General features: G+C 64.4%; 25 protein-coding genes. 15 read left to right on the top strand and 10 right to left on the bottom strand.

Features of this window, described 5'->3' with window-relative positions; all coding sequences use genetic code 11:
- Positions 1–12: 12 nt before the first annotated feature.
- From HPY44_00960 to HPY44_00900, 13 genes are all read left to right on the top strand, one after another.
- On the top strand, positions 13–558 hold the full coding sequence (locus tag HPY44_00960) for a hypothetical protein (GenBank protein NSW54555.1): 546 nt from the start codon (positions 13–15) through the stop codon (positions 556–558).
- Positions 559–747: 189 nt separating this feature from the next.
- A complete protein-coding gene (locus HPY44_00955) occupies positions 748–1443 on the top strand; it encodes a hypothetical protein (protein ID NSW54554.1) in 696 nt (231 codons plus the stop codon).
- Between the two features lie 473 nt (positions 1444–1916).
- Positions 1917–2822 carry a hypothetical protein gene (locus HPY44_00950; protein NSW54553.1) on the top strand — a complete coding sequence of 302 codons (906 nt, stop codon included), beginning with the start codon at positions 1917–1919 and terminating at the stop codon, positions 2820–2822.
- Positions 2819–3298, top strand: a complete 480-nt coding sequence (locus tag HPY44_00945) for a hypothetical protein (protein NSW54552.1) — start codon at positions 2819–2821, stop codon at positions 3296–3298. The genes HPY44_00950 and HPY44_00945 overlap by 4 nt, the downstream gene beginning before the upstream one ends.
- Positions 3295–3615, top strand: a complete 321-nt coding sequence (locus HPY44_00940; protein ID NSW54551.1) for a hypothetical protein — start codon at positions 3295–3297, stop codon at positions 3613–3615. The genes HPY44_00945 and HPY44_00940 overlap by 4 nt, the downstream gene beginning before the upstream one ends.
- A gap of 497 nt (positions 3616–4112) precedes the next feature.
- Positions 4113–4334 carry a hypothetical protein gene (locus tag HPY44_00935; protein ID NSW54550.1) on the top strand — a complete coding sequence of 74 codons (222 nt, stop codon included), beginning with the start codon at positions 4113–4115 and terminating at the stop codon, positions 4332–4334.
- A 37-nt stretch (positions 4335–4371) separates the two neighbouring features.
- Positions 4372–7209: a hypothetical protein gene (locus tag HPY44_00930; GenBank protein NSW54549.1), complete on the top strand. Its 2838-nt coding sequence runs from the start codon at positions 4372–4374 to the stop codon at positions 7207–7209.
- Between the two features lie 3 nt (positions 7210–7212).
- The gene (locus HPY44_00925) at positions 7213–7518 is read left to right on the top strand and encodes a hypothetical protein (protein ID NSW54548.1); all 306 of its coding nucleotides are present in this window, start codon (positions 7213–7215) and stop codon (positions 7516–7518) included.
- 45 nt (positions 7519–7563) lie between these two features.
- The gene (locus HPY44_00920) at positions 7564–9840 is read left to right on the top strand and encodes a hypothetical protein (protein NSW54547.1); all 2277 of its coding nucleotides are present in this window, start codon (positions 7564–7566) and stop codon (positions 9838–9840) included.
- A gap of 253 nt (positions 9841–10093) precedes the next feature.
- The gene (locus tag HPY44_00915; protein ID NSW54546.1) at positions 10094–10801 is read left to right on the top strand and encodes a hypothetical protein; all 708 of its coding nucleotides are present in this window, start codon (positions 10094–10096) and stop codon (positions 10799–10801) included.
- Positions 10802–10843: 42 nt separating this feature from the next.
- Positions 10844–11137, top strand: coding sequence for a hypothetical protein (locus HPY44_00910; GenBank protein NSW54545.1), 294 nt, complete (start codon positions 10844–10846; stop codon positions 11135–11137).
- Positions 11127–11423 (top strand): hypothetical protein, encoded by a 297-nt coding sequence (locus tag HPY44_00905; protein NSW54544.1) that lies wholly within the window; start codon positions 11127–11129, stop codon positions 11421–11423. Before HPY44_00910 ends, HPY44_00905 begins: the two co-directional genes overlap by 11 nt.
- Positions 11424–11445: 22 nt before the next feature.
- On the top strand, positions 11446–11736 hold the full coding sequence (locus tag HPY44_00900) for a hypothetical protein (protein ID NSW54543.1): 291 nt from the start codon (positions 11446–11448) through the stop codon (positions 11734–11736).
- A gap of 63 nt (positions 11737–11799) precedes the next feature.
- On the opposite strand, the gene HPY44_00895 is transcribed toward HPY44_00900, so the two are convergent.
- Genes HPY44_00895 through rpmH form a run of 5 tightly spaced genes read right to left on the bottom strand, consistent with a single transcriptional unit; the run spans position 11800 to position 15081 of the window.
- Positions 11800–12516 (bottom strand): Jag N-terminal domain-containing protein, encoded by a 717-nt coding sequence (locus HPY44_00895; GenBank protein ID NSW54542.1) that lies wholly within the window; start codon positions 12514–12516, stop codon positions 11800–11802.
- A gap of 49 nt (positions 12517–12565) precedes the next feature.
- The gene (gene yidC / locus HPY44_00890; GenBank protein ID NSW54541.1) at positions 12566–14275 is read right to left on the bottom strand and encodes a membrane protein insertase YidC; all 1710 of its coding nucleotides are present in this window, start codon (positions 14273–14275) and stop codon (positions 12566–12568) included.
- A 16-nt stretch (positions 14276–14291) separates the two neighbouring features.
- Complete coding sequence (yidD, locus tag HPY44_00885; protein NSW54540.1) at positions 14292–14579, bottom strand: membrane protein insertion efficiency factor YidD; 288 nt, start codon at positions 14577–14579, stop codon at positions 14292–14294.
- Complete coding sequence (gene rnpA, locus HPY44_00880; GenBank protein ID NSW54539.1) at positions 14576–14935, bottom strand: ribonuclease P protein component; 360 nt, start codon at positions 14933–14935, stop codon at positions 14576–14578. The genes yidD and rnpA overlap by 4 nt, the downstream gene beginning before the upstream one ends.
- An 11-nt stretch (positions 14936–14946) precedes the next feature.
- On the bottom strand, positions 14947–15081 hold the full coding sequence (gene rpmH, locus HPY44_00875) for a 50S ribosomal protein L34 (GenBank protein ID NSW54538.1): 135 nt from the start codon (positions 15079–15081) through the stop codon (positions 14947–14949).
- Positions 15082–15333: 252 nt separating this feature from the next.
- Here rpmH and HPY44_00870 point away from each other — a divergent pair, with 252 nt between their 5' ends.
- Together HPY44_00870 and HPY44_00865 are read left to right on the top strand one after the other, a co-directional pair.
- Entirely contained in the window at positions 15334–15846 is a 513-nt protein-coding gene (locus HPY44_00870) for a hypothetical protein (GenBank protein ID NSW54537.1), read from the top strand.
- A 102-nt stretch (positions 15847–15948) separates the two neighbouring features.
- Positions 15949–17388 (top strand): alkaline phosphatase, encoded by a 1440-nt coding sequence (locus tag HPY44_00865; GenBank protein NSW54536.1) that lies wholly within the window; start codon positions 15949–15951, stop codon positions 17386–17388.
- Between the two features lie 144 nt (positions 17389–17532).
- Here the strand turns inward: HPY44_00865 and HPY44_00860 are convergent, their stop codons facing one another.
- The 5 genes from HPY44_00860 to HPY44_00840 all read right to left on the bottom strand — a co-directional run bounded on the left by HPY44_00860 (position 17533) and on the right by HPY44_00840 (position 25477).
- Positions 17533–20289 carry an NPCBM/NEW2 domain-containing protein gene (locus HPY44_00860; protein ID NSW54535.1) on the bottom strand — a complete coding sequence of 919 codons (2757 nt, stop codon included), beginning with the start codon at positions 20287–20289 and terminating at the stop codon, positions 17533–17535.
- A 146-nt stretch (positions 20290–20435) separates the two neighbouring features.
- On the bottom strand, positions 20436–21419 hold the full coding sequence (locus tag HPY44_00855; GenBank protein NSW54534.1) for a class II fructose-bisphosphate aldolase: 984 nt from the start codon (positions 21417–21419) through the stop codon (positions 20436–20438).
- A gap of 159 nt (positions 21420–21578) precedes the next feature.
- Positions 21579–22562 (bottom strand): hypothetical protein, encoded by a 984-nt coding sequence (locus tag HPY44_00850; GenBank protein ID NSW54533.1) that lies wholly within the window; start codon positions 22560–22562, stop codon positions 21579–21581.
- 47 nt (positions 22563–22609) lie between these two features.
- Positions 22610–24463, bottom strand: coding sequence for a glycoside hydrolase family 127 protein (locus tag HPY44_00845; GenBank protein NSW54532.1), 1854 nt, complete (start codon positions 24461–24463; stop codon positions 22610–22612).
- A gap of 66 nt (positions 24464–24529) precedes the next feature.
- Positions 24530–25477 carry a hypothetical protein gene (locus HPY44_00840; protein NSW54531.1) on the bottom strand — a complete coding sequence of 316 codons (948 nt, stop codon included), beginning with the start codon at positions 25475–25477 and terminating at the stop codon, positions 24530–24532.
- Between the last annotated feature and the right edge of the window lie 2 nt (positions 25478–25479).

Genomic DNA, 25479 nt, shown 5'->3' with positions numbered 1-25479 from the left:
CAGGCCCACAGAATGGGAGACGGTAGCTTCCTGACACTGCTGCGCGATGTGGTGAGCGTACGTCGGCCGCAGGTGGATGTGTCGACGCTTGGCAGCCCACGCAGACCCCGGTATGTGCTGGTGACTGAGGACGTTCCGTGCACGCTACAGCCCGTGAGTTCGGAGTACGGCGAGACGGTGATCGGTCAGGCTGAGAAGGCGACGCATGTGGCGTACCTGGAGCCTGCGGATGTGCGCGCGGGTGACCTGCTGGTGGAGCGGGTGGTGCGGCTTGAATTGGCAGAGGATGTTGCGGCGGGTTCGAGGGTGTTCCGGGTGTCCGATGAAGCGGGTCTCGTTGCGGGGTTGCGTGTGGAGTTGGGAGCGGGTGTGGACTCGGAGCTGCGCCTGGTGGTGAGTTGCGATGGGGATGAAGCTGCGGTGGATGGGCCGATGACGACCGGGCACACGGCAGGCGAGCCGGTGTACGTGGTGAGCGTGTACGAGGTGTGTGGGGTGCGAGACGAAGCGGGCAAAGGACATCATGTGAGGCTGGATCTGAGGGCGCGAGAGGGGTAGCAACACCGCCAGCTCACGCTGACGGCAGAGGGCCGGCACCGGAGCCGGGAGCAACCGCGGACGGTCGGCAACGTGACCGCAAGCGGGTTGGTCGGCACGAGCCCGCGTACGACAGACGACGATCGGCAGATGCAGGGATGGATGGCGGATATGAATAGCGTGTGGACAGAGCGGGGAGGCAAGTGAGCGATGCCGGGCATGCACCATCATGCAGAGATACTCGGGGCCATCTGCGACCTTTGCCGAGGTGCGGTGAGGTTGAGTGCGGATGTGAGCGGTGGCAATGTGCTCGAAGTAGGGAGCAACAAGATCCTGCGAGTGGGCGACAGTGTGCGGGTGGAGGATGACCGGCAGGCCGGAGAGATTCGCACCGTCGCCGGCTTAGGCGGGCGGACGCAGGTGATGCTGGACAGCAGCGTAACCGGGGACTATGCGGTGGATGCCGGCGCTCGGGTGGTTCTGCTCAGCGATATTGTGCCTGAATTGGCGTGGGTGGGTCGCGGGAAGCCCGAACTGGCCCCACAGCCCGGCACGGTAGGGTTCCCGTGTGTTGTCGTTGCCCCGACGCGACTTGAGCAGCCAGTGATGGGGGGCACAAACCGCTCGTACAGCCAGGAGTACCACAGCAGCGTGTACTACGTCAGACAAGAGCGCGAGGGTGAGGAAGCGGAATTACGGCTGCTCGAGGAAGTCGGGCGGCTGTTTAGCCTGCTGATGCGCGACCCCTACCTGGCGGGTACCTGCTGGTACTCGCAGGTGGTTGGGGTTGACTACGCCCCGCGAGAGCAAGCGGCAGTGGACGAGCGGTTATCGGGGCTGCGGGTGGTGCGGCTGGATATGGTGGGGCTGCGGGCGCAGGAGCCGGCGGCAGATGCGGCGGGGTGAGTGGAAGAGGCTGCCTCTCCCCCCTGCCCCCCTCTCCTTCGCGGTGAGGCTGCTCAGGACGAGGGGGAAAGGCAACTGCGGACCGCACGGGCCACCAGCTCACGCTGGTGGCAAAGAGCCAGCGCCCCTGCGGGGCTGAACGGCAAGGACGGGTGGGTGACTGATAGCGATCACCCGGCACGGGCCCGCGCACCACAGAGGGCAAGGGCCGACGACGGACGACGATGAGGGACGATGAAGGCAGACACCGGGGACCGGCACCCCGAAGCAACTGCGTGCGGTCGCAGGATGGATGCCTGTGCGGGGTTCATAGACGACCGCGGGCGACGGCGCATCGGGTGCAGGCATCGAACTGGGACGGGGCTTGAGTTCGAGTGCCAGTCTCCCATTGGGGGAAGGCCGGGCGTAGGTCGCAGAGTGAGCACGAGAATGTCAGGCGGTTATGCCTGGATCGCAAGAAAGAGGGTGTGCGAATGTCGGTGGCCCTTTCGATGGACGGGGCATTCGGTTTCGGACTGCAAGCGCAGAAAGGTGTGTACCAGGCTCCGAGCACCTGGCTGCCGCTGATGGGGGACAGCGATACCCCGGTGGACACGGTTGAGTGGAAGAAGAACTATGTGATGCTGGACACGGCCGACGGGAAGGACTACCAGACCAGCTACTATTCGGCAGGAGAGTGGGCTGAGGGCAGGCTGCGTTTTCCAGTGATCCCGGGCAGCGTGAGCCAACTGTTCGCCTGGATCCAGGACCGAGACGCGGACAACCAGGGCAAGTGGGCGTCGGCGCTGATCGACTGCGTACATGAGGTCAAGAAGCTGACGGATCTGAAGGTGGCCAAGGCGGTATTCGACCTGGTGAAAGGCGAGCCGGTGACGTGCACACTGGAAGTCGCGGGCCTGAAGATGGAGAGGGGTGGAACGGCCAATCCGGTGATGCCTCTGTCCGCACCGTACCTGTTCCGAGAAGCAAAGGTTGAGCTTTCGGTGGGCGGCCAGGCGGTGGCCGAGGATGTGAACTGCGAGGCTATCCGGATCGAGATCAACACGATGCTGGAGGATCCGGCGGAGGGCTTGCGGCTGGGAGAGACCGGCAACCCGACGCAACTATATAACCTGGCGGGGTTGCGGTGCACCGGGAGCCTGTCGCGGGACTTCGTGGATGCCGGGGTGTATGGGGACTTCGTGTCGGGGCAGGAGGCCGCGCTGGTGCTCACGCTGGAGCGCGACGTGACTGTGGCGACGATCCATCTGCCACGGGTTCTGTATTCGGGATCGGACCTGGGGCTGCCGGGATCCCATGCACGGAGGATCGTGGAGGAAGTGAGTTTCGTAGCGCTGGGAAGCGCAGATGGGGTGACGCCCCCGGTGGTGCTTGCGTGAGTGAGGGGGACGGCGGCGTTATCGCGGGCGAAGCTGAGCGATGCCAATGGGTGACACACGTCGCCCAGCCCGGCAAAGCGGTGCGCTTCGAATACCCCGGGGATGACTGCGAGGCGTGGGTCGTGGTGCGCCCGTTGACGTACCGGGAGAGCCTGGAGCGCGAGAGCGTGGGGACGGTTGAGGAGTATGAACTGGACGACCACGCGCGGGTGCTGAGCGTTCGGAGACAGTATGATCTGTGGGCGATGCGACTCTATGAGCTAGAGCGGTGCCTGGTGGATTTCGCACTGCCGGAGCGCGGTGAGGACGGCCGGGTGAGAGTCCGGGAGGCGGGGACGCTTGAGCCGTGCGAGAGAGAGGTGTTCCTGTCCGAGCTGAGCCCTGAAATTGGTGAGTGGATCGAGGAATGCCTGGCGAAAGTGAACCTGCGTGATCGCGCGGGAAGGCAAGCACTGGATGACGCGAAAAAAAAGTGAGGGCGCTGGCGAACCTGCGTGGGACCGCGGGGATAAGCCCAGTTGGGCTGGTGAGTGCTGACGATGGGCCAGCGGATGTGCCCCGGGTGCGCGAGGGGACGGATTTCGCAAGTCAGGCGGCACTGGAACGGGTGCTGGGGCCGAGGGCGGTTCGGGCGCTTTCGTGCCTCGCAGTAAGGCTGGTTGCGTTGGGGCGTTGTGACCAGCGGTTGGTGGACGCGGCGGGGATGAGACCGGGAATCGAGGCTCTGGAGATGTGGCCGTGGTGGCGGGTGGAGCTATGGCCGGCGAGCGGGGATGGCAAAGGGCTGACGTGAGGCAGGGCAGAGTAGAGAGATGCCCCGTGCGGTGGGAGGGACCCTTGCACGGGGCTTTGTTCTGCGCGGGCGAGGGCACGGTGGGGCATGTCGCTCGAGAGCGAGATGACGCGGAAGCGACTGTGTGGCCGGGGTGGCGCGGAAGAGACGGCATCGAGATAGCAATGCGGGGATTGCGGAGCCACAGGAGCGTGCTGCGACAAGCGCGGAGATTGGGTCGGCCGGCCCGGGTGAGGCACGGCGAGGGGAGGGCTTGCAGGCCGAAGTGGGCACAGAGCGATGAGGAAGTGACAGAGCGGGGGGGCGTTCTGTCCGAGGCCCGAGCACAGGAGGCCGGGCAAGCTGGAGAATGGGCTGGACCGCGGGGGGAACCAGGACCGGAGACTGGGCGCGCGGTGACTGGTCGTCCCGGGGGCATCGCGCATCCGGGCCGGCCCGGGTATGGGTGGATGTGGCGACGGGACACGGCGGAGACGGCACCGAAGGCACGAGACCGGTTGAGGCGTGGCGATGAAATTGTGCCGGGCAGGCGAGTTGGACGGACGGGGGCAGATGCGCATGCCGAGGGAGCGCTGCTCGATGAGAGCGAGGGCGCGTTGAGTGTGCGCAAGAGGCCCGTCGGGCACTGTGCCGAGGAGTGCATGGAGGCAGTGGATGCGGTGGAGTTCGGTGTTAGCAGGGACCAAGTGCGCGAGATGCGGCTGGAACTGGCGCGGTAGATGAGCGGCTGCACCGCCGGCACCTGGAGGTGGGCGGATGATCTGTCGATTCAAGCTACAGGACGCGGTGGGGCTGGGAGCGGCGAGTGGGACAGTGGTGGCAGGGACGCAGGCGGACGAGGATGGCTCGTTCGCGTTTGAAGTTACGGACGGGACCATCAGCGGTCAGGTGTTCAAGGCGCGAGGGCCCGACGTGGCGCTGGCCGGAGTGCGGGTATGGCTGGTGCAAGAGATGTGGCGCGGCCTGCCGGTTGAGCGGTATGCGGTGCTGGTGGATGACGGGTACTGGGGCGTGCGAGTGCAGGGGACCGAGTTTCGCGCGGCACCCTTCGCGGAGACGTTCGTGATGGGCTACCGGCTGCAGGGACGCGTCCTGGAGAACGGGGCTCCGATTCAGGGGGCCCAGGTGAGCCTAGAGACCGAACTGGCAACGGAGAGTGACGGACGCGTCCTGTTCTGGGACAGCCAGGAGTACAACGAGCTGGTCTACTCCGAGGAACTCGAGACATGGGTTGAGGGGCCGGTGGTGCGGACGCCTATCGAGACGGACGAGAACGGCGAGTGGGAGTTCATCGCACCGAAAGGGCACGGAGCGATCTACCAGCGACAGGGTGACCGGCGTGACGACTGCCCCGAGACAGTATACACGGCGCCGGAGCGGACTGCGCAGGTGACGTACGCGGTACATCGGGGTGTGAAGGCGGTTGCGAGCGAAGGCCGGTGGGCAGTGATTGACCTGCTGAGTTCGAGCCTGCGGATCGTGGGCACTCCGGGGGCGTGGGTGCTGGTGGGGACGATGGATGATGCGGGGCAGGCGTATGAAATCCCTCCATCCGGCGAGGTGACTATCAGCGGGCTGCCGGCATGCGAGCATTCGGTGGTTCAGTTCCGGCGGACCGATTGGGGCACGTGGGACAGCACGTTTGGGTGTGCGCGGAAGGTCGTGACGCTTGAACCGGGGCTTACGAGCACGGTTGTGATGGGGACGCTTGAGGAGTACCCGCTCGAGGACCTCGTCTACGCGGGGCGAGTGTACCTGAGGCCGGGGGTCCCGGCGGTGGGAATGGCTATCAAGGTGCTGGATCTGGAGACGTGCACGATCGTGGGGACTGTGGCGACCACGGATGAGGGCGGTTTCTGGTGGGCGGAGTTGCCACCGAGTGGATTTGGCGGCGAGTTGGTTATCCACGATGAAACCTGGGGCAGCGTGCCGGTGCTGGGCGCTCCTTATTCGGACGTGGTGCTGGGTGCGCGCATGTACTCGTCGTGGCTCGAGGAGTACCGGCCCGAGGCATGGCGTAAGGGAGATTTCGGGCACAAGAACTTCCCCTGGGTGCCGGGGAGCATCTGGGTCGAGGACCCGGAGACGCAGGAACGATTCGGGACAGTGGAGGCGAGTTACGGGGGCTGGGAGACCGAGGGAACGCTGCCGAAGTTCCGGTATGTGGAGAACCTGGAGGAACTTGTGTACGGCGGACCGGTGGTGCGGGAGTATGCGCTGGTAGAGCCAGAGGGGATCATCGCGACGGGGTTGGTGCTGGGGACACAACCGTTCGAGAATTGGGAAACGGCGCCAGGGCTGTATCGGGCGACGGGTTATTACCCGGAAGCCAAGATGCTCCTGGGCGGCAAGGTCCACGGGAATGTGGTTGCCCACGGGGATGCGGCGATTGACGAGGAGCACCCGGAGGCGGCGCGGATGGGGCTGGAATTCGGGGAGCCGATGGTGTTTGGGGAGACCCGGTGCGGGCCCAGGGACGGGCAGTGCGATGTGACCAGCGTAACGGGCCTTCTGTGCCCGTATTGCGGCGGACCTGCGCACCGTGATCCGGGAACAGGAGTGGCTGAACAGGGGTACTGCGAACAGTGCGCCGCTGTATTCGGCGATGCAAGGGCGATGGACTGCCGGACGTTCTTTCGGACGCCAACGGTGGGTGGGACCGGGCGGCGAATGCTACGGGTGTTGGTGCCGGCCAGGGACCTGGTGTCAGCGAGAATGGTGCGGTACCACTGGCGGCCCGATATCTACGACGAAACCGATGACTTTCTCTGGCAGAGGGGACCCGCTCAGCCGACGAATGCTCCCCGGTGGATAGCTCGACACGTGGACCGGTTTGGGGACGGTAAAGGTTTCGGGAGGTTCGACGGTGACGGAACGCCGATGTTCACGGCGGGGCACGGGATGGGCTATTTCGAGGGGCTGCCCGAGATCGGCCGGGAACTTGGGCTGGCGCAACTGAAGGCGGTGTTTGAGCCCGGATACGTGGCACCGTTGACGTTCACCGTGGATGTGGACTGCGAGCTTGGTGACGGTACCTGGGAGACGCGGCGGGTGACGATCCCGGCGGGAAGCCGCGGACCGTGTGAGGAAGTGCCGTTGGGCGATGCGGTGCGGGTGAGTCTCGTGCCGAAGCTGAAGGCGGAGACGGCTGCGGCGCCGTATCGCGGCGTGGGACTGTATACGGGAGTGCGGGACGTCCGGCTGGTCTCGCCAGCGAGCGCGCCTGGGTGCAGGTTCACGCTGGTTGCCGATGTGCCTTTCCTGGCGGATGCGGCGGGGCTTGATGTGGGTCCGAGGCGATCGGTCCCGACTGCGGTGCAGGCTGATCGGCTGTGGGGGAACCCGTGTCTTGCGCAGGACCGATTTGGCCAGATCTTCGCGGCCTACTGCGACGAGGGCAATATCCGAGTACACCGCAGGATGGGGATGGCCGGGAACTGGGACGGCGGAACGCAGGTGACCAAGGAGGGGATCTGCGACGAGCCCGCACTGGCCAAGGACGGCGCTGGGGGGCTGGTGCTTGCGATGCAGAGGGGCGACTCCCAGATCCGTGTGAGTGTGTCGAGGGATGACTGGCGTTCCGGGGAGGCTTGAGAGATGGCGGAGGCGCTGCTTGCGCACCCGAGCGCGGTTGAGCACAACGGGATTGTGTACGTGGTGGGAATCCGAGGCGGGGAGTACGTGATCCGACGGCTGAACCTGGCGAATGAGACCTGGCTGGAGTACGGGGACGGCTCGGAGGAGAAGAGCGTCGCGCCTGTTGCGTGCGACCAGAGGGCGGCGTTGGTGAAACTGGTGGGACAAGGGTCGCCGCTGCTCGTGGGTATCCCGCGATGGCCGCACGTAGTGTTTTACTGCTCTTGTGACGACGGCGAAACGTGGACGGAAGAAAGCGCCATCTGAGGGACGATGCGCCGGCACAGCGAGAATGGGCGCGGGAGAGTGGGCATGTCTGAGCGCAAGCATCCGATAGCGCGCGCGCGGCTTTATGAGCCGGGCCAGCGCTTCATTCAGCGGTACGACGGGTTCGGGCGGTACGATGTGGTCGCGGATCTGTGGCGAGTTGGGGCGGTGGTCTGCAGCCGGATTAGCCCGGCGGAACTGGGTATTGGGGCTGGGTTGGGTGACGCTTCGCCTGTGCCGACGGCGATGGTGCTGGAGCACCCCGACCTGAACTGCGTGATCTGTCGCCCGTTCCTGGATACCACCCAGGCGTTGGGGACGGAGCATTTCGACCTCAGGGGAGGGAGCTGGTTACCGCTCACTGGTCTGGGGATGGGCGAGGAGGTGCGGCTGTACCAGTACGACGGCAGGCAGGGAGAGCGCACGGGTGCGGTGAGCCGTTTCACGCTGCCGCCGAACCCCGTGGTGTGCGTGTCGCTGTACCGGACGGCCCCGCGGCCTGACCACGACTGGGGAGGCGATCCGCCAGGCACCACGATCGAACTTGGGCTGGGGTCCGCGCATGAGTTGTCGGTGGTGCTACCGTACGGCGGGAGCCCGATTGTGAAGCGGCGCCAGGGCGGAGTGTGGGAACGTGTAGCGAACGCCGGCAGAGGAGCGCGGTTTGGCCGGCTGGAGGGGTACGGACCGGATGGTCGGCTGCTGATCTGGATTGGGGTGTGGAGAGGGAGGCTGGTTGTTTCCACGGATGGGTTCAGCGAAGACCTGTGGGTTTGTCCGACCGGGCCAGAGCAAGTTTCGGTGGGCGCGGGGCACCTGGGGCTGTGGCACAACGCAGGACAGTGGGCGTTCTCGGTGCTCCCGATAAAAATGGCGGCGGTTCAGATCGACAGCGAGCCGATCGAGGCAGGGTATGACACTGAGGCGTGTGCGGGGGAGTTGATCCTGAACGCCCGGTCACAGCCCGTGCGAGATGGGTATGGGAATGTTTCGGCCGGAGTGACCGCAGTGGACAGTACGGCGCTGAGGGGGGACCTAAGGGCAACGGAACGGGCCTGGCGATGCACGATGTCGCCGCATGTGCACCAGGTTGCGGAGCCTGCGTTCGAGACGGCGGTATCGCCGGAGCTGTACAGCGTGCAGATCGGGCAATTCCCGGAGGTCATTGACAGCGGGGCGGCGGCATGGACGGACATCAGCGCGGATGTCGAGAGGGTGTGGGGCGAGTCAGGTAATGACGGCCGGGCGACGGCGTTCACGCTTGAGCTGGATAACTCGCTAGGGCAGCATGCGAATGCGGGGGAGTACCGGCGGGCGTCGCTGGAACTGGGCTGGCTGATGGCTGACGGGACGGCTGAGTATGAGGCAGTGGCGGACGGGTACCTGGTTGAGCCGGAGCCCGCGGTGCTTGCGGGACCGAAGAGCCGGATGCTGGCGGCGATCATCGATCCGATGGTACGACTGCGGGACGAGAAGTGCGACGGCCGGGCACCGGTGTTCGACGGCTGGGCGGTAAAGGACGTGTTCGCGTGGGTGCTTGATCGGTGCGGGATTCCCGAGGCGATGCGAGAGCTCGAAGACACGGGGACGGTGCTGAGCACGGGGAGCTTTGAGCGGCCCCTTTGGCAGGCCGAACCGGGGCGCACGTGGGCGGAGTTCCTGGATGAAGTGGCTGCGTTCGACTACCGGGCCGCGGTGTTCTTCCGGGAGGACGGCGTGCTGATGAAGGCGTGTCGTCACTGCCGCAATGCGCGGACAGCGGAGAACCTGACGGAACATGACGGTTCGCTGACCGGCGCCTGCGGGAGTGAAGTGCGGTGGGAGCTGTACACCCGGGCCGAGCTGGCACCCGAGCCTGATGCTCCCGGCGCCGTGCTGTCGATCGAGCGGCCGCGGGAAAGCCTGTTCCAGGGGGACTTTGCGAACTACGTGGCGGTGCTGGGAGTTGGGCCGGACGGCCGGCCGGTGCGGTCGGTGATCTACGAGCCGGCGTCGCTGTTTGACGCGCAGGCGCAGGTGTATGTCGGCTGGCGGAAGATGGAGGTCGCGGCGTTGGAGACGTATACCACACAAGCCGAGGTGAACCGGCTGGCCCAGGAACTGTTCCGGGAGCGGTCAGCCCGGCCGGAACATGTTGTGGTGACGATGCCGCTGGAGCCGGGGGTCCGAGTTGGGCAGGTGATCCGGGTCAAAGGTGCGGAGACGGTGGGCGCGGTTGACCAGAAGTATCGGGTGGAGCAAGTGACTCACCGGGTGCGGAAGGACTCGGGCAAGGTTGCGACGACGCAGGTGAAAGCGCGCTGGCTGGGGGATGGGGCATAGCATGTGGGCGATCAAGCTCTTGAGACAGGAGATCGAGCGGCTTGTGCGACCCGGACAACGAGGGGCGAGTGTCGCGGTGAACCGAGATGTGCGGCGCGAGGTGACGGGTTCCGGGAATGGGAGTTTTCTGGTTCGTGCTGATGGGACGGGCGAGGTACACCGCGCCGCGTTGTACGGGCGCGGGCGGTATTCGGCGACCAGCTACGCGGCGAGATGAGAAGCCGATTCCGGCAGGCGATGGAGGCGGAAGAGTATGGCGGGAACGACGCCCAATTACGGACTGGCGACGGATGTGCAGACGGACGACCTTGTGGAACCGTGGCATCACAACCGCCTGGCGGATACGCTTGACCGGGCGCTTGGCGAGATGGTGCGACACCTGCTGGGGGACGGGGTGCATGCAGGGTGGATGATTGAGGAGACCAGGACGGTCACGGAGGGCACGGGACTCATCGGCGGGTGCTGGTGTGGAACCGGGACATCCGCGGGGATCGCTGGGCTCACGAACGGCGCGGTCAATTACGTGTATGCGGTGGCGGGGGAGGGGTCTGCTCCGGATGGGAGCGTGACCTTCGTCGCCCAACTTGCGCCTCCGGGTCCTGGGAGGAGCGTTCTGTTGGGGACGATCGAACTGGCCACGGACGGGTCCGTGGTGGCGGTGGACAACGCCTGCGAGGGGGCTCAACGCGACCGGCACGGCCTGGTGTTCGGGCATGTAAGCGGGTCGGGCGTCGAGGAGGACGTGGGCGCGAATGAGACCGTGGAAATTGTGGTGGACCACAGGGCGTCGGGCGAATTCCGGGTGCCGGGTGATCTGAGGGTCACGTCGGACAGCCCGGGATTCACGTGGGTCGTGTTGGCGCATCACAGGGGAGACGGCTTCGTGATCGCGGCCACGAACGACGGGATGGAGAGCGCAGACTTTGAGTATGACTGGGAGCGCGAGGGACTTCTCAGGTAGGAGAGCCGGTACCTGGGATCGCGTGTCGAGGGGAGCCATGTGATGCACGAAATCCCGTCCTGGGTTGCACTGACCGGTGGCGGAATACTTGGGGCGCTGACCAACGCGGCCCTGGGGACACGGGTCATCGTGATGCCCCACTTGCGTGGGCACCGGCTGCACATGGGGTTCGTGGGGCAACTTGTGATTTGCGTGGGCGTGGCGCACGCGGTGGACCATGATTTCCAGACGGCGTTCTTCGCGTCGCTATGCGGCACGGCCCTGCTGCGCCAGGTGAAGCGCCGGCTGGAGACGAGTTTCAGCCAGGCCATGGAGGAACTGGACGATGATCACTAACCCGTGCCTGCCGGCGGTGGCGCTGCTTGAGCTGCTGCTGTTAGGTGGGATCATATCGGTGGGGTTTCTGCTGGCCCGGATGCGGGTGAATGGCCCGTGCCGGTTTTGCCTGGTTCTGTTGACGGCGTGGCGGGTGTCGGTGGTGGTGACAATGGGGTACGAAAGGCCGTGTTGGGATTATCTATGGGGCGTGTTCTTCGGGTATGCGTTCCTGTATGCGGCGTACCATCTTGCGGTTCTGATTCGGCTGGCGCGTGAGAAGGCCGGACGATCCGCGGGTTGCTGAGAAACTGGAGAGGTGATGTGGAGTGGAGAATGTGCTGGAGTATGTGCGGGTGCTTGCAGTGCCGGGATTGGGCGCGCTGCTTCTCGGGCTGGCCTTTCGGGTAAGCAGGAAGTATGTGGAGAAGATCAACGATGAACGGCTGCGCGCCTTGCTGCTGGAGCTTGTGAAAGCGGCTGAGCAGATCTACGGGTCCGGCAATGGCGAGGTAAAGATGCGGTACGTCCAGGAGCAGGCGACGCGGCGTGGTGTGCGGGTGGACAGGAACAGCGTTGAGGCTGCGGTCTACGACCTGGCGACGGGAAAACAAGGGTGAGGGAAAAGGGCCCCGGCGACACGTGCTGGGGCCCTTCTTCATGCAGATCCGGCGTACGATTGCTCAGACGCGGGGTGAGATGACGAGCTGGCGGTCTTCGCCCTGACCCTCCGAGTAAGTCTCCACGTCCGGGTCCTCCTTGAGAGCAAGGTGGATGATACGGCGCTCGTAAGGCTTTAGGTCGCGGATGACGATCTCCTTTCCGGCGGCCTTTGCCTTTTCGGCGTGCGAGAGCGCCATCTCGATAAGCATCTTCTCCCGGCGTTCGCGGTAGCCTTCGGCGTCGAGCAGGACGCGTGCTCCCGCGGATGCCTTGCGATTGGCGATCACGGCTGTCACAAGCTGCAGAGCATCGAGCCCAGCGCCATGTCTGCCAATGAGCCTGCCGGCATCAGGGCCCTCGATGTCGATGACGACTTCTTCGAGAGACGCGCTGCGCAGACTCGGCGTGGCCTCGAGCTGCATGAGGGAGATAATCGTCGCGATGGTCTCGAGCGCGGCCTCGCCGACTGCCTGGGCGTCGCCGTCAGGTTCGTCCTCGTGGTAATGGGCAGTGGTGTCTTGGCTGTGTTCCATTGGGCTCTCCTGGGCGACTGCTGTTTCCTCGGCTTCGGCGGCGGTTGCGCGGATGCGGTACTCGGCCGGGCCGAGGATGCCGAAGAGCTTGCGGGGCTCCTCGAGGATCTCCACTGAAATCTCTTCGTCGCTGACCCCCAATTGCTGTGCAGCGAGGCTCCTGGCTTCTTCAAGGGTCTTTCCGGAAACCTCCACAGACCTCATCCCGTGTCGTCTCCCTTCTGGAAGGAACCCAGCCCTGTCGGGCTGGTTTTCAGCGTCGTCCCGGGGTGCGTCTTTTGCGCTTCCCGGCCTGCTTTTCGTCTCTGCGGCGCTCTTCGAGGCTGCGGCGATCCACGTCATCGGCGGGCTTGTCCTGGGGTGCAGCGGCATCCTCCTGGGGTTCGCCGGAGAGCATTCGGGCCATGGCGTCGACGACGCCGCTGCGCTTGCCCTGGATGGGGGCGTTGTGATCGATCTTGCGCATGTAGTTCCACTGCTGGGCGAAATAGACGATGTTTGTGCCAAGCCAGTAGAGGATGAATGCCGCTGGGAATGTCCTGAACATGAAGAAGAACATAAGCGGCATCATGTACATCATCATCTTCTGCTGCTGTTGCTGCTGTGGGTCCATGACGGCCTGCGGGTTGGTCTTCTGGGTCATCTTCTGGAACAGGATCATGCTGATCGTGTAGGCGACCAGCAGGATCATATCCGGTCCGGCGAGGTTGTCGACCCACAGGAAGGAGGCCTTGTCGAACTCGACGATGTAAAGGCGGATGCCCTGGTAGATGAGGATGAGGATTGGCATCTGCACCAGCAGAGGCAGGCAGCCCCCCAGGGGGTTGACGCCGTTGGCCTGGCAGAGAGCCCAGAACTCGGTCTGGAACTTCTGCTTGTCGTCTGCATATCGGGCCTGGAGTTCTTTGATCTGGGGCTGCAGTTTCTGCATGGCGGCGGCAGACTCCAGCTGCTTGCGGGTGAGGGGCCAGATGATCAGGCGCACCACCAAGGCCAGCAGGAGGATGCCAAGGGCTGCATTGCCACCGCAGATCATGACAAAGAATGCGACGAAATGATACCAGAAGCTTTCAGAATTGAGCTTGCTCAGGGTCTGTCCGATGGCGTCGTGGACTGTAGAGCGGGTCCAGATCTTCTGCGCAGGTTCGGGCGACCAGACATTGAGAGGGGCAGTCCCCGGCGGGATGTTGGTGATGTAGGTGGTCCAGGCGGTGTTGAAGTGCTTGCTCGCAAGCTTCTTATTGCGCAGGTGATCGTAGGCAATCTGGCCCGATCGCACGCGGCAGAAGGCAGCGAGGTCCCCGGGGACGCTGCGGAGTGCGGATTCCGCTTTTTGGTAGGCCTCCAGCGCGTCATCATATTCGCCGGCGAGGTCGTAAGCCCGGGCGGCGCGGAGCCAGCTGATCCCTTCGGAGGGCGTAACAAGGGTGGCGCGAATGACCGGCTGCTTGCCCTTTGCTTCCACCATTCCCACGACGCGCGCGGGCACCCTGTCAGTCTCTTCTCCGCCGAATCCTTCTACGGGCGTCCCTTCGGGCAGAGTGACCTTGCAGGCGGTTTCGGCACCTTTGAGTACGCCTTCGTCCTTGTGAATAGGCACGTAGAGACCTTCGACGGCGACGAGTTTGCCACGCAAGGCCTCAAGATTGGCGTTGAGAAGGTCCAGGGACACCGGTTGCGGGTCATCGGAGGAGCCCATGAGCTTCTTGATGAAACCGGAGGATGGTCGGTTCTCGCCGGCCCAGGCGGCCATTGATGCAAGGCGTTCGGCCTCGGCCTTCAGGTCCGTGACGGCGGGCACGTCCTTCTCGTCAGTGCCGGGGCCGATGACCAGTACTTCCGGCAGGCCGGCCTGAAAGAGTACCGGCGCTGCGAGTGCGGGCAGGGCGAAGGCGAGAAGGATCGGCACGAGGCCGACCAATGTGATCCCGCGCGCGATTGTCTTGGGTCGGGCGTTGTCCATCAGGGCCCCTTGGTATTCAGTCCCGCTCAGTCGGGCTCGTAGGCGGTTTGTTTTCATCCCGCGCTTCCGGAACGGGGTCGTACCCGCCCGGGTTGAATGGATTGCAGCGGGCAATGCGCCACAGGCCCAGAAGCAGGCCGCGGAGTGCGCCGTGCCTCTGGACCGCGGTGATCATGTACGTCGAACAAGATGGTTCGAAGCGGCAGGTTGGGGGCAGGACACGGGAAAGGGTCCGCCGGTAGATTTTGACGAGAGCCACAATGGTGCTTGCCGGCAAGCGCCGGAGGCTATCCCAGAACCTCATGCACTCGGCCCCACGCCAAGCAGTCCCGCGCGCTCCATGAGACGCCGCAGTTCGCTGGAAAGCTCGCGGTAATCGGCCAAAGCGGCCGTGGGGAAGCTGACCAACGCGATGTCGTGCCCCGGTCTGATCTCGTTACGCAGAGCCCGGACCGCCTCACGGAGGCGTCTGCGGACGCGGTTGCGGACAACGGCGTTGCCCACGCGCCTACTGGTAACGAACAGGTAGCGCAAAACGCCGTGGTCTCGTGGGAGCACCACGACGTCCATATACCGTCCTCGTCGTCGCTTGCCCCGTTGGAAAACCTCGCTGATCTCCCGCTGCTTCCTTAGTGTCTCGAGATGCCCCGAAGGTTCCATCCGGCCCCGCTTCAGACAGACAGACGGACGCGTCCCTTGCGCCTGCGCGCCTTGATAACCCGGCGTCCAGCTTTGGTGGCCATGCGGCTGCGGAAGCCGTGGGTCCGCGCCCTCTTTCGCTTCTTCGGCTGGTAAGTCCGTTTCATTGTCCCCTACCTCAGGTGTTTCCGCCCACTGCGTTTCTAGCAGCGGGAATGGTGAAGACGTGATGATACCACACAGGCCTACCTCGTGCAAGAAACCGCCGGCCGTTTTTTCGGGGAAGACCGCCAGGCCTCGCGGTGGAGGGCATTGGGGTCGCCCCGGCGAACTTGCAGGTGTCGCCGGCGCGGACCGATCCCGGGGACGGTGGCGCCCCGCAAGTAACCGCTCCCCGGACGACGGGAGGGTTCGCCTACATGGGTGACAGCGCCTGTCGCCCGCTGCAAGTTAGACGGCTCGACGGTTCACGGCTCACAATTCCACGGGCCTGCCGCGATGCTTATGCGGGGGAGGCCACGCTGGCTGCGGATTTGGCCGGGTGCGTTGTGCTCACCCCACCCGGCATCTGGGAACGGGTGCTGGCGGACTTGCAGAAGCTGAGCGCGCGTAACCGCCACGCTCTTGAGCTTTTCCGCTTTCATTCGGTCAGCGCGGTCACTGTCGCAGTGGACAGCCGAGGGCGCCTTGTTATTCCAGACATCCATCTGCACTGGGCCGGGCTTGAACGGGGCGGGAGCGTTCTCGTCCTCGCGGTGGGTGATGCCGCGCAGATCTGGGAGCCCCGACGTCTGGCACAACGGCTCGATCTAGCTAAGGAGGAACTTCGCGCTCTTGATGCCCATCTCCTGCGCGAGCAACTGCCGCTGGTGGTGGATACTCGAGACTGGGACCGGCATGGCCGCCCGCATGCTCTCCGCCGCAAGCCCTGAGTTGTCTCCAGGAACGCACGAATATCACGGAGTGTTAACTCCAAGGTAATCTGGCCATGTTATGCTTCTGCTGCTGAATCATTGCAGAATCGGAGGAGAACAGTGAAAAACACTTTGCGACTTCGCCAATGGGTTGTCGGTTGCCTCGCGGCATCCATGGTATTGACCGCGGTCTGGGTCAGTGCCCAGCCGGCGCCCGTAGCAACCGAACCCGCGCCTGGCACCGGGGCGACGACAGCGCCGTCGAGTGTTGTCACAGCACCCAAGAACGTGATCTTCATGGTTGCGGACGGCTGCGGATTCAACCAGTTCCTGGCAGGATCGTACTACGAGCACGGGGTCGACGGTGCCCAGGTCTACCATCGGTTCCCGGTCAACATTGCGATGAGCACCTATTCGATCGCCGGTGAGTACGCTCCGGCCGCCGCAGCCGCTGATCCGAAGTACGTGGCCAAGGGCGCGACCGATTCTGCCGCCGCTGCAACGGCGATGTCCACGGGAAGAAAGGCCGCCAATGGGGCGATAGGAGTGATCCCCGGTGAAGACGGACCCGTTCCCGTGGAGCACATGTCCGAACGGGCTGAAAAGCTGGGCAAGTCCTCGGGCGTCATCACCTCGGTGCCGTTCAGCCACGCCACGCCGGCCGGGTTTCTCGTCCATGAGGGCTCGCGCGGCAGCTATGTGGAGATCGCGCGCCAGATGATTCACGACAGCGCGGCGGACGTTGTCATGGGTGCGGGGCACCCCTGGTTTGACGGTAACGGGCGGTTCGTGGACCTGCCCTTCGACGCGCAGCAGCGCGCCAAGCGCTTCGCATACATCGGCGAAGAGAACTGGCTGGCGCTTGAGGCAGGTAAGGCCGGCGGGGACGCCGATGGGGATGGCGACCCTGACCCGTGGGCGCTCATCCAGACGCGTCAGAGCTTTCAGGACCTGGCGAAAGGCGACACGCCGCCGCGGGTTTTCGGCTTGGCGACTGTTGCATCAACGCTTCAGCAAGGACGTGCGGGGGACAGCAAGGCCGGCCCGTACGAGGTTCCCCTCACCGAGACTGTGCCCACTCTCGCAGAGATGACCCGGGCAGCACTGAACGTGCTGGACAACGATGGGGATGGCTTGTTCCTGATGATCGAGGGTGGGGCAATCGACTGGTGCGGCCATGGCAATCAGTCAGGGCGGCTGTTGGAGGAGGTGGCGGACTTCAATCGCGCGGTTGAAGCCGTTGTCGAGTGGGTGGAAGCGAACAGCAGTTGGGATGAGACGCTGGTCATCGTGACGGCTGACCATGAGACCGGATTCCTGTCCGGGCCGTCGGAGGATGGCACTCCTCGTCCTCTGGCGTCTGCGGGGAAGGGCGTGCAGCCCGCCATGACGTGGCTTTCGACGAGTCACACCAACTCATTGGTGCCCTTTTTTGCGAAGGGCCCGGCCAGCGATCTTCTCCTGATGAAGGCCAATCAGGAGGACCCGGTGCGCGGACGGTACATCGACAATACGGTGCCCGCGCAGGTAATCCTGGAGCTCTGGAAGGCTCGTGAGTAGGGGCGAGCCCAGTCTGAGACACAGCGGGGCACGGCCATCGGGTCGTGCCCCGCTCTTGCTGTCGGTAGAGGCGCCGCGGACCTGCGTGGGACACTGTGCGCGGAAGGGTGCGCACACCCACGGGTACAGCTTGACCGCTCGGTTCTATTGCAGCACTGCCCCCGCGAAAACTGCGTGATCAGCGTGTATGTCGTCCCCCGCGTCGGTTGTGGAGAGCCGCAGCATGGTCGCTCCCGTGATGTCAACCTCCACCGCCTCCTGCTGCCCGCCTTTGAGCACCCCGCTTTCGAAGAGCGTCTCCCACTCTCCTTTGCGGTACACCTCAACTTTGAAGGTCGCCGATCCCCTTGAGCCCATGGCCGCGTCGATGCCGATCATCGCCCGGAAGGTGGTGGCTTTCGCCAGGCCGCCGGTCAGATCGTAGGTAACGTGGCCGCGATTGCCTCCTTCTGCGCTCTCCGGGCAGAGCATGATCGACTTCTCAAACTCTTTGCCCGCGAGGGTGACGGGCCCGTTGCCGGCGTAATTGACGTCGCGCTTCAGGCCGGCGTGGGCCAGGATGTCACGGCCTGGCAGGTCGCTCAAATAGACACCGGCCTGCGGCCCGAGATGCTGCACGGTGAAGGTCTCGCGCACCACTCCGGACCGCCCCTGTTCGGAACCGTTCGCCGGGTAAGCCACGGCGGTGACGGTCGTGGTTTCGGTCAGCCGTATCGGCTCGGTGTAGATGAGCGAACCCGGCCCGGGAAGGCTGCCGTCCAGAGTGTAGCGGATCACCGGGTTCTCGTCCTGACTGAGAATGGTAACCTGGGTCTCGCCCACGAAAGCCTGGCCCTGAGGCTGGATCACCGGCGTGCGCATTGGCAGGACAGTGCGGTACTCATCGAGGTACAGGCCGATCTTGTCGAAGGGGATCGGCTCAAACCCGGGCACTTGTTGGAAAACCTCGGAATCCTGCTTCAGCGCGAAGTTCATCCGGCCTTCGTCCACGAAGCCGGGATCATGATCGACCTGCATGTTGTTTTCGATGGTCCCGTGCTGCCGGGCCTCCGCGGCGATGTTCATCGCCCCGCAGCGCACCATGACATTACGCGTCACCCGGTTGCGCTTGGGCATGCCCGGCTCGTCTTCGAGAATGTTGGCGAGGGTGGGGAACCGGGCCGCCCAGATACCCTCCTTATAAGGGACCGAGTTGAGTCGGTTCATGAGCGTGGCCCCGTTCTCGGATGACGGTCCCGACCAGCTCAGCCCGCGGTTGTCGATGTGCATCGGGATCTTGCAGTCGATGATGAGGTTGTTGTCCGCCACGTTGTCTCGCCCGCCGCCAATGAGGAAAGCGCGGTAAACCCGGTAGATCACGTTCCCATACGAGGTCACACCGCAAGCGGTGTCATCCAGGTAGATTGCCTGGTTCCCTACATGCAGGCTCCCGCCCACGTTGTGCCAGAAGTTGTACCGGATCATGTTGCCGTATGTGGTCCAGTCACGGCCGGTGTAGATGGCTCCCGCATCGTCCGTTTCGGTGCAGACATCGTGGATATCGTTGAACTCCACGAGCTGGTAGTTGCCGCCGAAATCGATGGCATGGTGCGGGGCGTCGTGGATCAGATTGTGCCTGGCCTTGCAACCTACGCCATTGAGCGCCACGGCGTCCTTGTGGGTGCGGAACAGCCGACCGAAGTGGTGGATATGGTTGTTCTCGGCGAAGTTCCCGCAGGGAGTGAGGGTGGCCCGGTCGCCGCCATTGAGGGATAAGCCCGCGCCGCCCAGGTTGTACAGGTCGCAGGACTGAAAGCCGTTGTTGGTGCCGCCGTCGATGCGTCCCGCGTCGGTGGCGAGATTGCGGATGGTGCATCCGGCCACGAGATTGTTCGCGCCGCCGCTGATGGTCACCGCCTGGCCGCAGGTGAACTCGAACACGAACCCGCGAAGCGTCACGTTGGAGACATCGGCCATGGTGACCAGCGGCCTGTCCATGATGGACAGGCCGATCTCCTTGCCCTCCACCGGCGCGGGTGGCCAGAAGTAGAGCAGACCCGCCTTGCGGTCCAGGTAGTATTCACCCGGGCGGTCAAGCTCCTCCAACAGGTTCAGGGCGAAGAAGTCGCCGCCGGATGCGCCTCCGATTCCGTAGACGTGGGGCGCGGCGAAAGTAATGCTCTTGTTCTCAGGGTCGATCTTCGCCACCCGGATCACTTCGTTGTACCACTTGAAGCACCAGTAGCCGTTGAGATAGACCTCGTCCGCCTTCAGCCAGCGCTCGGGTCGGTCGCCCTCATACTGGAAGCTCCCGGGACGATCGGGTTTCTCGTTCCAGCGCGGCCGGGAGCCCTGGTCCAGCACCTTCCCCATTCGCGCGAAGCCCTCGTTGGGCCATCGGGCGATCTCCAGCGGCCGCCCGTCGAAGAACAACTCCGGCCATCCCGCATAGCCGCGGAAAGTGACCGGCCACTCTTTGTCTGCGCCCTTCGCACCGAGTTCGGTGAGACTGACCTGCACCACTTTGCCCCGAGCGCCCTCGTCCATGCGGTCGAGAATCTCCGCGTCGGTCACCTCGCGGATGGCCTCGGGCGGTATGGCCACACCGCCGATGATCCGCACGGTCTCCCCCTCCACCGCGCGATATACGATGGGCGTCTCCGCGCTGCCCGAGTCCTCGGCGGTGAGGGCGAAGGTGGTCTCGCGCGGGTAGACGCCGCCATGCACCCATACGGTGACCGGCTCGGGCAAGACGCCGTCGGCTTTGAGTTCGCGAATTGTATCCCGGGCACGCTCAAGACTTGCGAAGGGCCTTGCCTCGGTGCCGGGGTTGGCGTCATCGCCATCCACCGCCACGTGCAGTTCGGCCGCCAGGACGCTGAGGGTCATCGCGAGCAGCAGGGTTACCATGTAAGGGGCCATTGAGGTCCTCCTCGCATCGAGTTGCATCGCACGGGTGACTGTCTGCGTCCCCTCAAGTTCGCCCCCGCAATTCGTCGGACCTGCACAAGTAAAACGGGCAGGGATCGCTCCCTGCCCGTGGTGTGTCCGGTGGTTCGAGGGGTCGCCTACTCGGGCGACTCCTTGGTGATCTTCGGGGTGCGGTCCGGACCGAGGGTCCAGCCCGAGCCGGCCTTTCCCGCGCAGCCGAACAGGTCGATGTACTCGTACACGACTTCCTTGATCTTCTCCATGCCGCGGTCGAAGACCTTGCGGAAGTCCTTCTGGTTGGGGTCTTCGGCCAGACGCTCAGCGGTCCCCTCGATCAGCGCCATGCTCAGGCGGGTGGCGACGTTGACTTTGCAGACGCCCATCTGGCAGGCCTTCTTCATCTGGTCCAGTGGAATGCCGGATGCCGCGTGCAGGACGAAGGGCAGGCCGACCTTGTCCATGAGGCGCTGGAGCAGGTCGAAGTCGAGGCGGGAGCCGCGGCCGGTCATGCCGTGGATCGCGCCGATGGCGACTGCCATGGAATCGCAGCCGGTGCGCTCCTTGAACTCAAGAGCCATGTCGGGGTCAGTGCTATGCTCGTACAGCTTCTTGACCTCTTCCTCGCTCAGCAGGTCCAAGACGCATTCAACCTCGCCACTGCGGCAGGGGGCCATCTGCTCTTCGGTCAGGTAGTCCTCGATCTTGGGGATCAGGCCAAGCTCGCACTCGACCGGCAGACCGCAGGCATGCGCCATGCGGCAGATCTCTTCGGAGACCCGAATGTTCTCCTCAAAGGGCTCTTTCGAGCCGTCGTACATGAGACTGGTGAAACCGGCGCGCAGGCACTGCACGTTCTGTTCATAGCTGGTGCCGTGGTCGAGGTGAAGAGCCACGGGGATATTGACCTTGGCGGCGGCGGCGCTGACGAGAGCCGTGGCCTCCTCAAGACCGGCGTACTTGATCGCGCCCTGGCTGACCTGCAGGAACACCGGGGCTTCTTTGTCCGCGCAGGCCTCGATGACGGCTTTGACAGACTCCAGATTGTTGGCGTTGAACGCCCCAACGGCATAACCGCCCTCGAGGGCGGGCTCCAGGAGATCGAACCCTGTTGCGAGAGGCATACCCGACACACTCCTTGCTCAGTATCGTTACGTTCGCACCGACGACAAACCGGCGGCGGCCACCGAGGGCCCGCCGCCGACAGTTCCCAGCGGAGTCGTCCCAAACCGCATGTTATTATATCGACTGCTGAGCGTCAATAAGCAATGGCGCGAAAGCCGCTACCCTTCTCGCGGCCAATCCATACGCCAGGGCTTGCGCTGGCGGAAGGGCTTCTCGAACTTGTTCGACAGCTTTCCCTGCTCCTCGAGATGGATCATGCACGCCCGGATGCAGCCCTTCGCACCCTCCAGCGCCCGGCCGTAGTCATAGGTCGGTCCAACTTTGTACTGCTGTGACTGACCGACGGGTTTCTGGAAGCCCTCCCGATCAGCCTCGGTGACCATGAAAGGGTTGTACTCCTCGGATGCCCCGCAGAAGTACCGGCTGCAGACGGTGTAGTCGATGTCCGCCCACTCCACTTCCCTGCCAGCGATAGTCACTTTCACCGACTTCTCCGGGTCCGTTGGGATGCACCCGCCAGTGCACTCCCGCGCACAGGCCATACAGCGGTCACAGAGCGGCGGGCCGTCGTACAGCGGGTCTGGTTCCAATTCGGCGTCGGTGAGGATCACCGCAAGCCTCTGCCGGGGTCCGAACTTCGGCGAAATGAACATCTTCGACCAGCCGATCTCGCCCATGCCGGCCATGAATGCTGCCAGGCGCAGGTGGATGAACACGTCCGGCGCAGGCCGGCCCTGGGCGACGGGCAGGCTGCGGGCGGGGTTGAGCTGCCCGGTCTTTTCGGGATTCTGCCCGCTGCTGTCCGAGTTGGTCCACGGGAAGTTGTTGGCGATCGGCACAGCCTCGAAGCCTTCGTCCTCCAGCATGGCCGTGATGCGCCAGATGACCATGGGCTGCAGGACGTGGTTGATCGCGGCATAGCCCATGGAGGCGTAGGAGACGTAGAAGGTGCCCTCCTCAATGCCCCGCAGGGTGCCGCGCGGGATTCGGAAGCCCAGGACGATCATGCTCTTGGCGTCCGGGGCGATCTGCCGTGCATCACACTGCAGCGGCGCGCCCTCCCAGCGATCCATGGAGGAAATCCCCACCAGGTCGGCCCCGGCATCGAGTGCGAACGCCTTCACCATCTCGGAAGTCAGCACAGATCTCGCCTCTCTTTCATTGGTGCGTCTGTGGAACCGAACTCAGTTCAACAACGCCGCAGCCAGACTCGCATCGGGCCGGGCTCGCGATTGTCCCAGACGCAGTACGGGATGGCGGTGATGGTCAGCGGCTTCGTGGACACCGGGACGGGGGCATAGAGAACGTCCTGCCAGCCGGCGTCTTCATCCAGCAGACCCACCGCGCGCAGCACGACCACCCCACCCAGCAGGTCCTCGACGAACTCCACCTCGAACTGCGCATCATCCGGCAGGCTCAGCCGGTGTACCTCCGCCGGGTTGTCCGCGCGCTCAACGCAGAAGAGAACCGGCCCGCGCTGCAAGGCCACCAGCCCCGCATCGTGGCGCACTGCCGGGTTGGCGCGCAGGCGCAGGACCGGCATGGGCAGCATGAGCGTCACCGTCTCATTGCCCGTCCATTCCCGCTCGATGCAGGCGTAGCCTTTGTTCATGCAGTCGCCGAGAACCACCGGCGCTCCGTCCACATGGAGAGTGGCCGCGCCCTCGCACCAGTCCGGGATGCGCAGATGCAAGGCGAAGAGCGCGGGGCTATCGGGCTTGACGCGGAGGGTGATCTTTCCGTCCCAGGGGTAGTCGCTCTCTTGCTCCACGGTCACAGCGTGGCCGCCGATCTCCATCTGGCCTGAGCCCGCGACATACAGGTGCACCCAAAGCGCATTTCCGGAAATGCTGTACACATAGCCGCCCAGGGAGGCCACCATACGCGCGATGTTCGGCGGACAGCAGGCGCAGCCGAACCAGTCCTGGCGATGATGCCCGCCTGCGCTTTCCAGGGGATTCACGTAGAAGAACTTCGTGCCATCCAACGACAACCCGCTCACAGTTCCGTTGTAAAGGGCGCGCTCCATGACGTCCGCATAGCGGCTGTCTCCGCTGAGCTGGAGCATCCTGTGGGCCCAGAAAACCAGCCCGATTGCCGCGCAGGTTTCCGCGTACGCGGTCTCGTTGGGAAGGTCGTAGTCATCGGTGAACCGTTCGCCGTGAGCGCTGGAGCCCACGCCGCCGGTGACGTACATGCGCCGCGAGGTCACGTTCTGCCAGAGGGTCTCGCAGGCCTTGAGCAGCCCGGCATCCCCGGTTTCCGCTGCCACGTCGGCCATGGCCGAGTACAGATACATTGCGCGCACAGCATGGCCTTCGGCAGTGGTCTGCTCGCGCACGGGCAGATGGTCCTGGTGATAGCCAAGCTCCGGCCGGTACTCCTCGCCGGGCCTCTCCATCTGGAACACCGAAGGCTTCAGACCCCGCTGATTCAGGAAGAACTCGGCCAGCCTCAGGTAGCGCTCCTGCCCGGTCACGTGGTAGAGCTTGACCAGTGCAAGCTCGATCTCCTCATGTCCGGGGGCGCCGTAACGCTTGCCGGGGCCCTCACCAAACACCGAGTCGATATAATCCGCATACCGGATCATCACATCCAGCAGAGTGCGCTTGCCGGTGGCCCGGAAGTGCGCCACGGCCGCTTCCATCAGATGCCCGGCACAGTATAACTCGTGCATGTCCCGCAGATTCTTCCAGCGGTTCTCGGGCTCCACGAGAGTGAAGTAAGTATTGAGGTACCCGTCCGGCTGCTGTGCGCCGGCGATGAGTTCAATGGTCTCGTCCAGGAGCCGCTCGAGTTCCGGGTCGGGGTGGGTGGCCAGGGAATACGAGGCGGCTTCGACCCACTTGGCAACATCCGAATCCCAGAACTGGTGGGGCCGTGGCTCCTTGCCCTCGGTCCAGTCCAGACGGAAGACATCAATGCGCCCGGTGTCTTTCATTTGCCGGTATTCCAGGGCAAGGGTAGTGGTGCGGTTGATCTCCATGCGCGGCGCCCAGAAGGGATCGCGCACGGTGACTTTGTCGAAGGACACGGGCTCCATCAGCCTGCGGGGTGTGGTTTCGGACACGGTCGGTTCTCGCTCTCTGAAGATTGGGCCGGGCTCACATCATAGCTCCGACAACACCGACAACTGATCCAGGAACGCCCCGGGGATCAGTCCGTTCTTCTGGATCGGCACGTCCCAGGACACGACCCCTTCGCGGCCGGTGACGTACTTGGTGTAGCCGTACACGAACTCATCCGGAAACCGCGGGTCGCCTTGGCCCCAGGTTTTCCCCAGATAGCTTAGGATGTGATACTGCGCGCCGTCCAGGAACCTTCCCGGGGTCGTCGGGAAGGCCTCGGCGATCTCGCCGGCGGTGTAGTCCTCATGTTCCGTGTGGCAGATTACCGGCACTTTCACGCCGGGATTGAAGGCCACGAGGCTGTCCGGGTTGCCGGCTTTCAGCGCGCCGGCGAAGCTCTCGAAGTTGGGCGGTTCCGGGTGACGGTACATCTCATCCGCGAAGTAGCAGCCGTCGATCCACCAGCCCGCAACTTTGCTGCCCCAGCGCAGGGACCACTCTCGGATCACGGCTTCCCATTTCTCCTGAAACTCCGCGAGGCGCTTGCCGGTGCGCACCTGCCAGCCTCCCGGCCAGCCGCCTTCGAAACCCCATTCCCAGCCGAATCGCTCCACCGCCACGGGGTCGGCCGCCGGGGCTCCCGCGGGCAGATAGACCAGAAGCTTGATGTCCCGGGGCGCGAGTTCCGCGTAGAGGTCCTCCACGAGGTCCCGCCGCGAGCACTTGCTGGGGCTGATCTGGGCGATGGCGTCATAGGTGGCGTTGGGCGCGCAGTAATGCCCCGAGTTCTGCCCCAGGGTGATGAACAGGTAGGGCGCCCTGATCGCAGCGAGTTGTTCCGCCAGGCCCTGGGCATCAAAGGCGTCCACCTGCGCGTTCCACATTTCGGCAGTGATCTCCGCGCCGCCGGCGCTGCTGGCCGGGGCAGCGAGATAATGACAGAAGACGCCCCATTTTCTGTCTCTGAACCAGTCGGTGTTGGCTCGCACTT

The sequence above is a fragment of the Armatimonadota bacterium genome, assembly GCA_013314775.1.
Taxonomy (GTDB): Bacteria; Armatimonadota; Zipacnadia; order Zipacnadales; family JABUFB01; genus JABUFB01.
Note: the sequence above shows the minus strand (reverse complement) of the source record. Positions and strands in the feature narration are given on the sequence as shown.

Bases quoted from the DNA above. Each gene is read 5' to 3' on its own strand.
- HPY44_00960 (NSW54555.1), top strand. From the start codon at position 13: ATGGGAGACGGTAGCTTCCTGACACTGCTGCGCGATGTGGTGAGCGTA.
- HPY44_00955 (NSW54554.1), top strand. From the start codon at position 748: ATGCCGGGCATGCACCATCATGCAGAGATACTCGGGGCCATCTGCGAC.
- HPY44_00950 (NSW54553.1), top strand. From the start codon at position 1,917: ATGTCGGTGGCCCTTTCGATGGACGGGGCATTCGGTTTCGGACTGCAA.
- HPY44_00930 (NSW54549.1), top strand. From the start codon at position 4,372: ATGATCTGTCGATTCAAGCTACAGGACGCGGTGGGGCTGGGAGCGGCG.
- HPY44_00925 (NSW54548.1), top strand. From the start codon at position 7,213: ATGGCGGAGGCGCTGCTTGCGCACCCGAGCGCGGTTGAGCACAACGGG.
- HPY44_00920 (NSW54547.1), top strand. From the start codon at position 7,564: ATGTCTGAGCGCAAGCATCCGATAGCGCGCGCGCGGCTTTATGAGCCG.
- HPY44_00915 (NSW54546.1), top strand. From the start codon at position 10,094: ATGGCGGGAACGACGCCCAATTACGGACTGGCGACGGATGTGCAGACG.
- HPY44_00910 (NSW54545.1), top strand. From the start codon at position 10,844: ATGCACGAAATCCCGTCCTGGGTTGCACTGACCGGTGGCGGAATACTT.
- HPY44_00905 (NSW54544.1), top strand. From the start codon at position 11,127: ATGATCACTAACCCGTGCCTGCCGGCGGTGGCGCTGCTTGAGCTGCTG.
- HPY44_00895 (NSW54542.1), bottom strand. From the start codon at position 12,516: ATGAGGTCTGTGGAGGTTTCCGGAAAGACCCTTGAAGAAGCCAGGAGC.
- yidC (NSW54541.1), bottom strand. From the start codon at position 14,275: ATGGACAACGCCCGACCCAAGACAATCGCGCGCGGGATCACATTGGTC.
- yidD (NSW54540.1), bottom strand. From the start codon at position 14,579: ATGAGGTTCTGGGATAGCCTCCGGCGCTTGCCGGCAAGCACCATTGTG.
- rnpA (NSW54539.1), bottom strand. From the start codon at position 14,935: ATGGAACCTTCGGGGCATCTCGAGACACTAAGGAAGCAGCGGGAGATC.
- rpmH (NSW54538.1), bottom strand. From the start codon at position 15,081: ATGAAACGGACTTACCAGCCGAAGAAGCGAAAGAGGGCGCGGACCCAC.
- HPY44_00870 (NSW54537.1), top strand. From the start codon at position 15,334: ATGGGTGACAGCGCCTGTCGCCCGCTGCAAGTTAGACGGCTCGACGGT.
- HPY44_00860 (NSW54535.1), bottom strand. From the start codon at position 20,289: ATGGCCCCTTACATGGTAACCCTGCTGCTCGCGATGACCCTCAGCGTC.
- HPY44_00855 (NSW54534.1), bottom strand. From the start codon at position 21,419: ATGCCTCTCGCAACAGGGTTCGATCTCCTGGAGCCCGCCCTCGAGGGC.
- HPY44_00845 (NSW54532.1), bottom strand. From the start codon at position 24,463: ATGGAGCCCGTGTCCTTCGACAAAGTCACCGTGCGCGATCCCTTCTGG.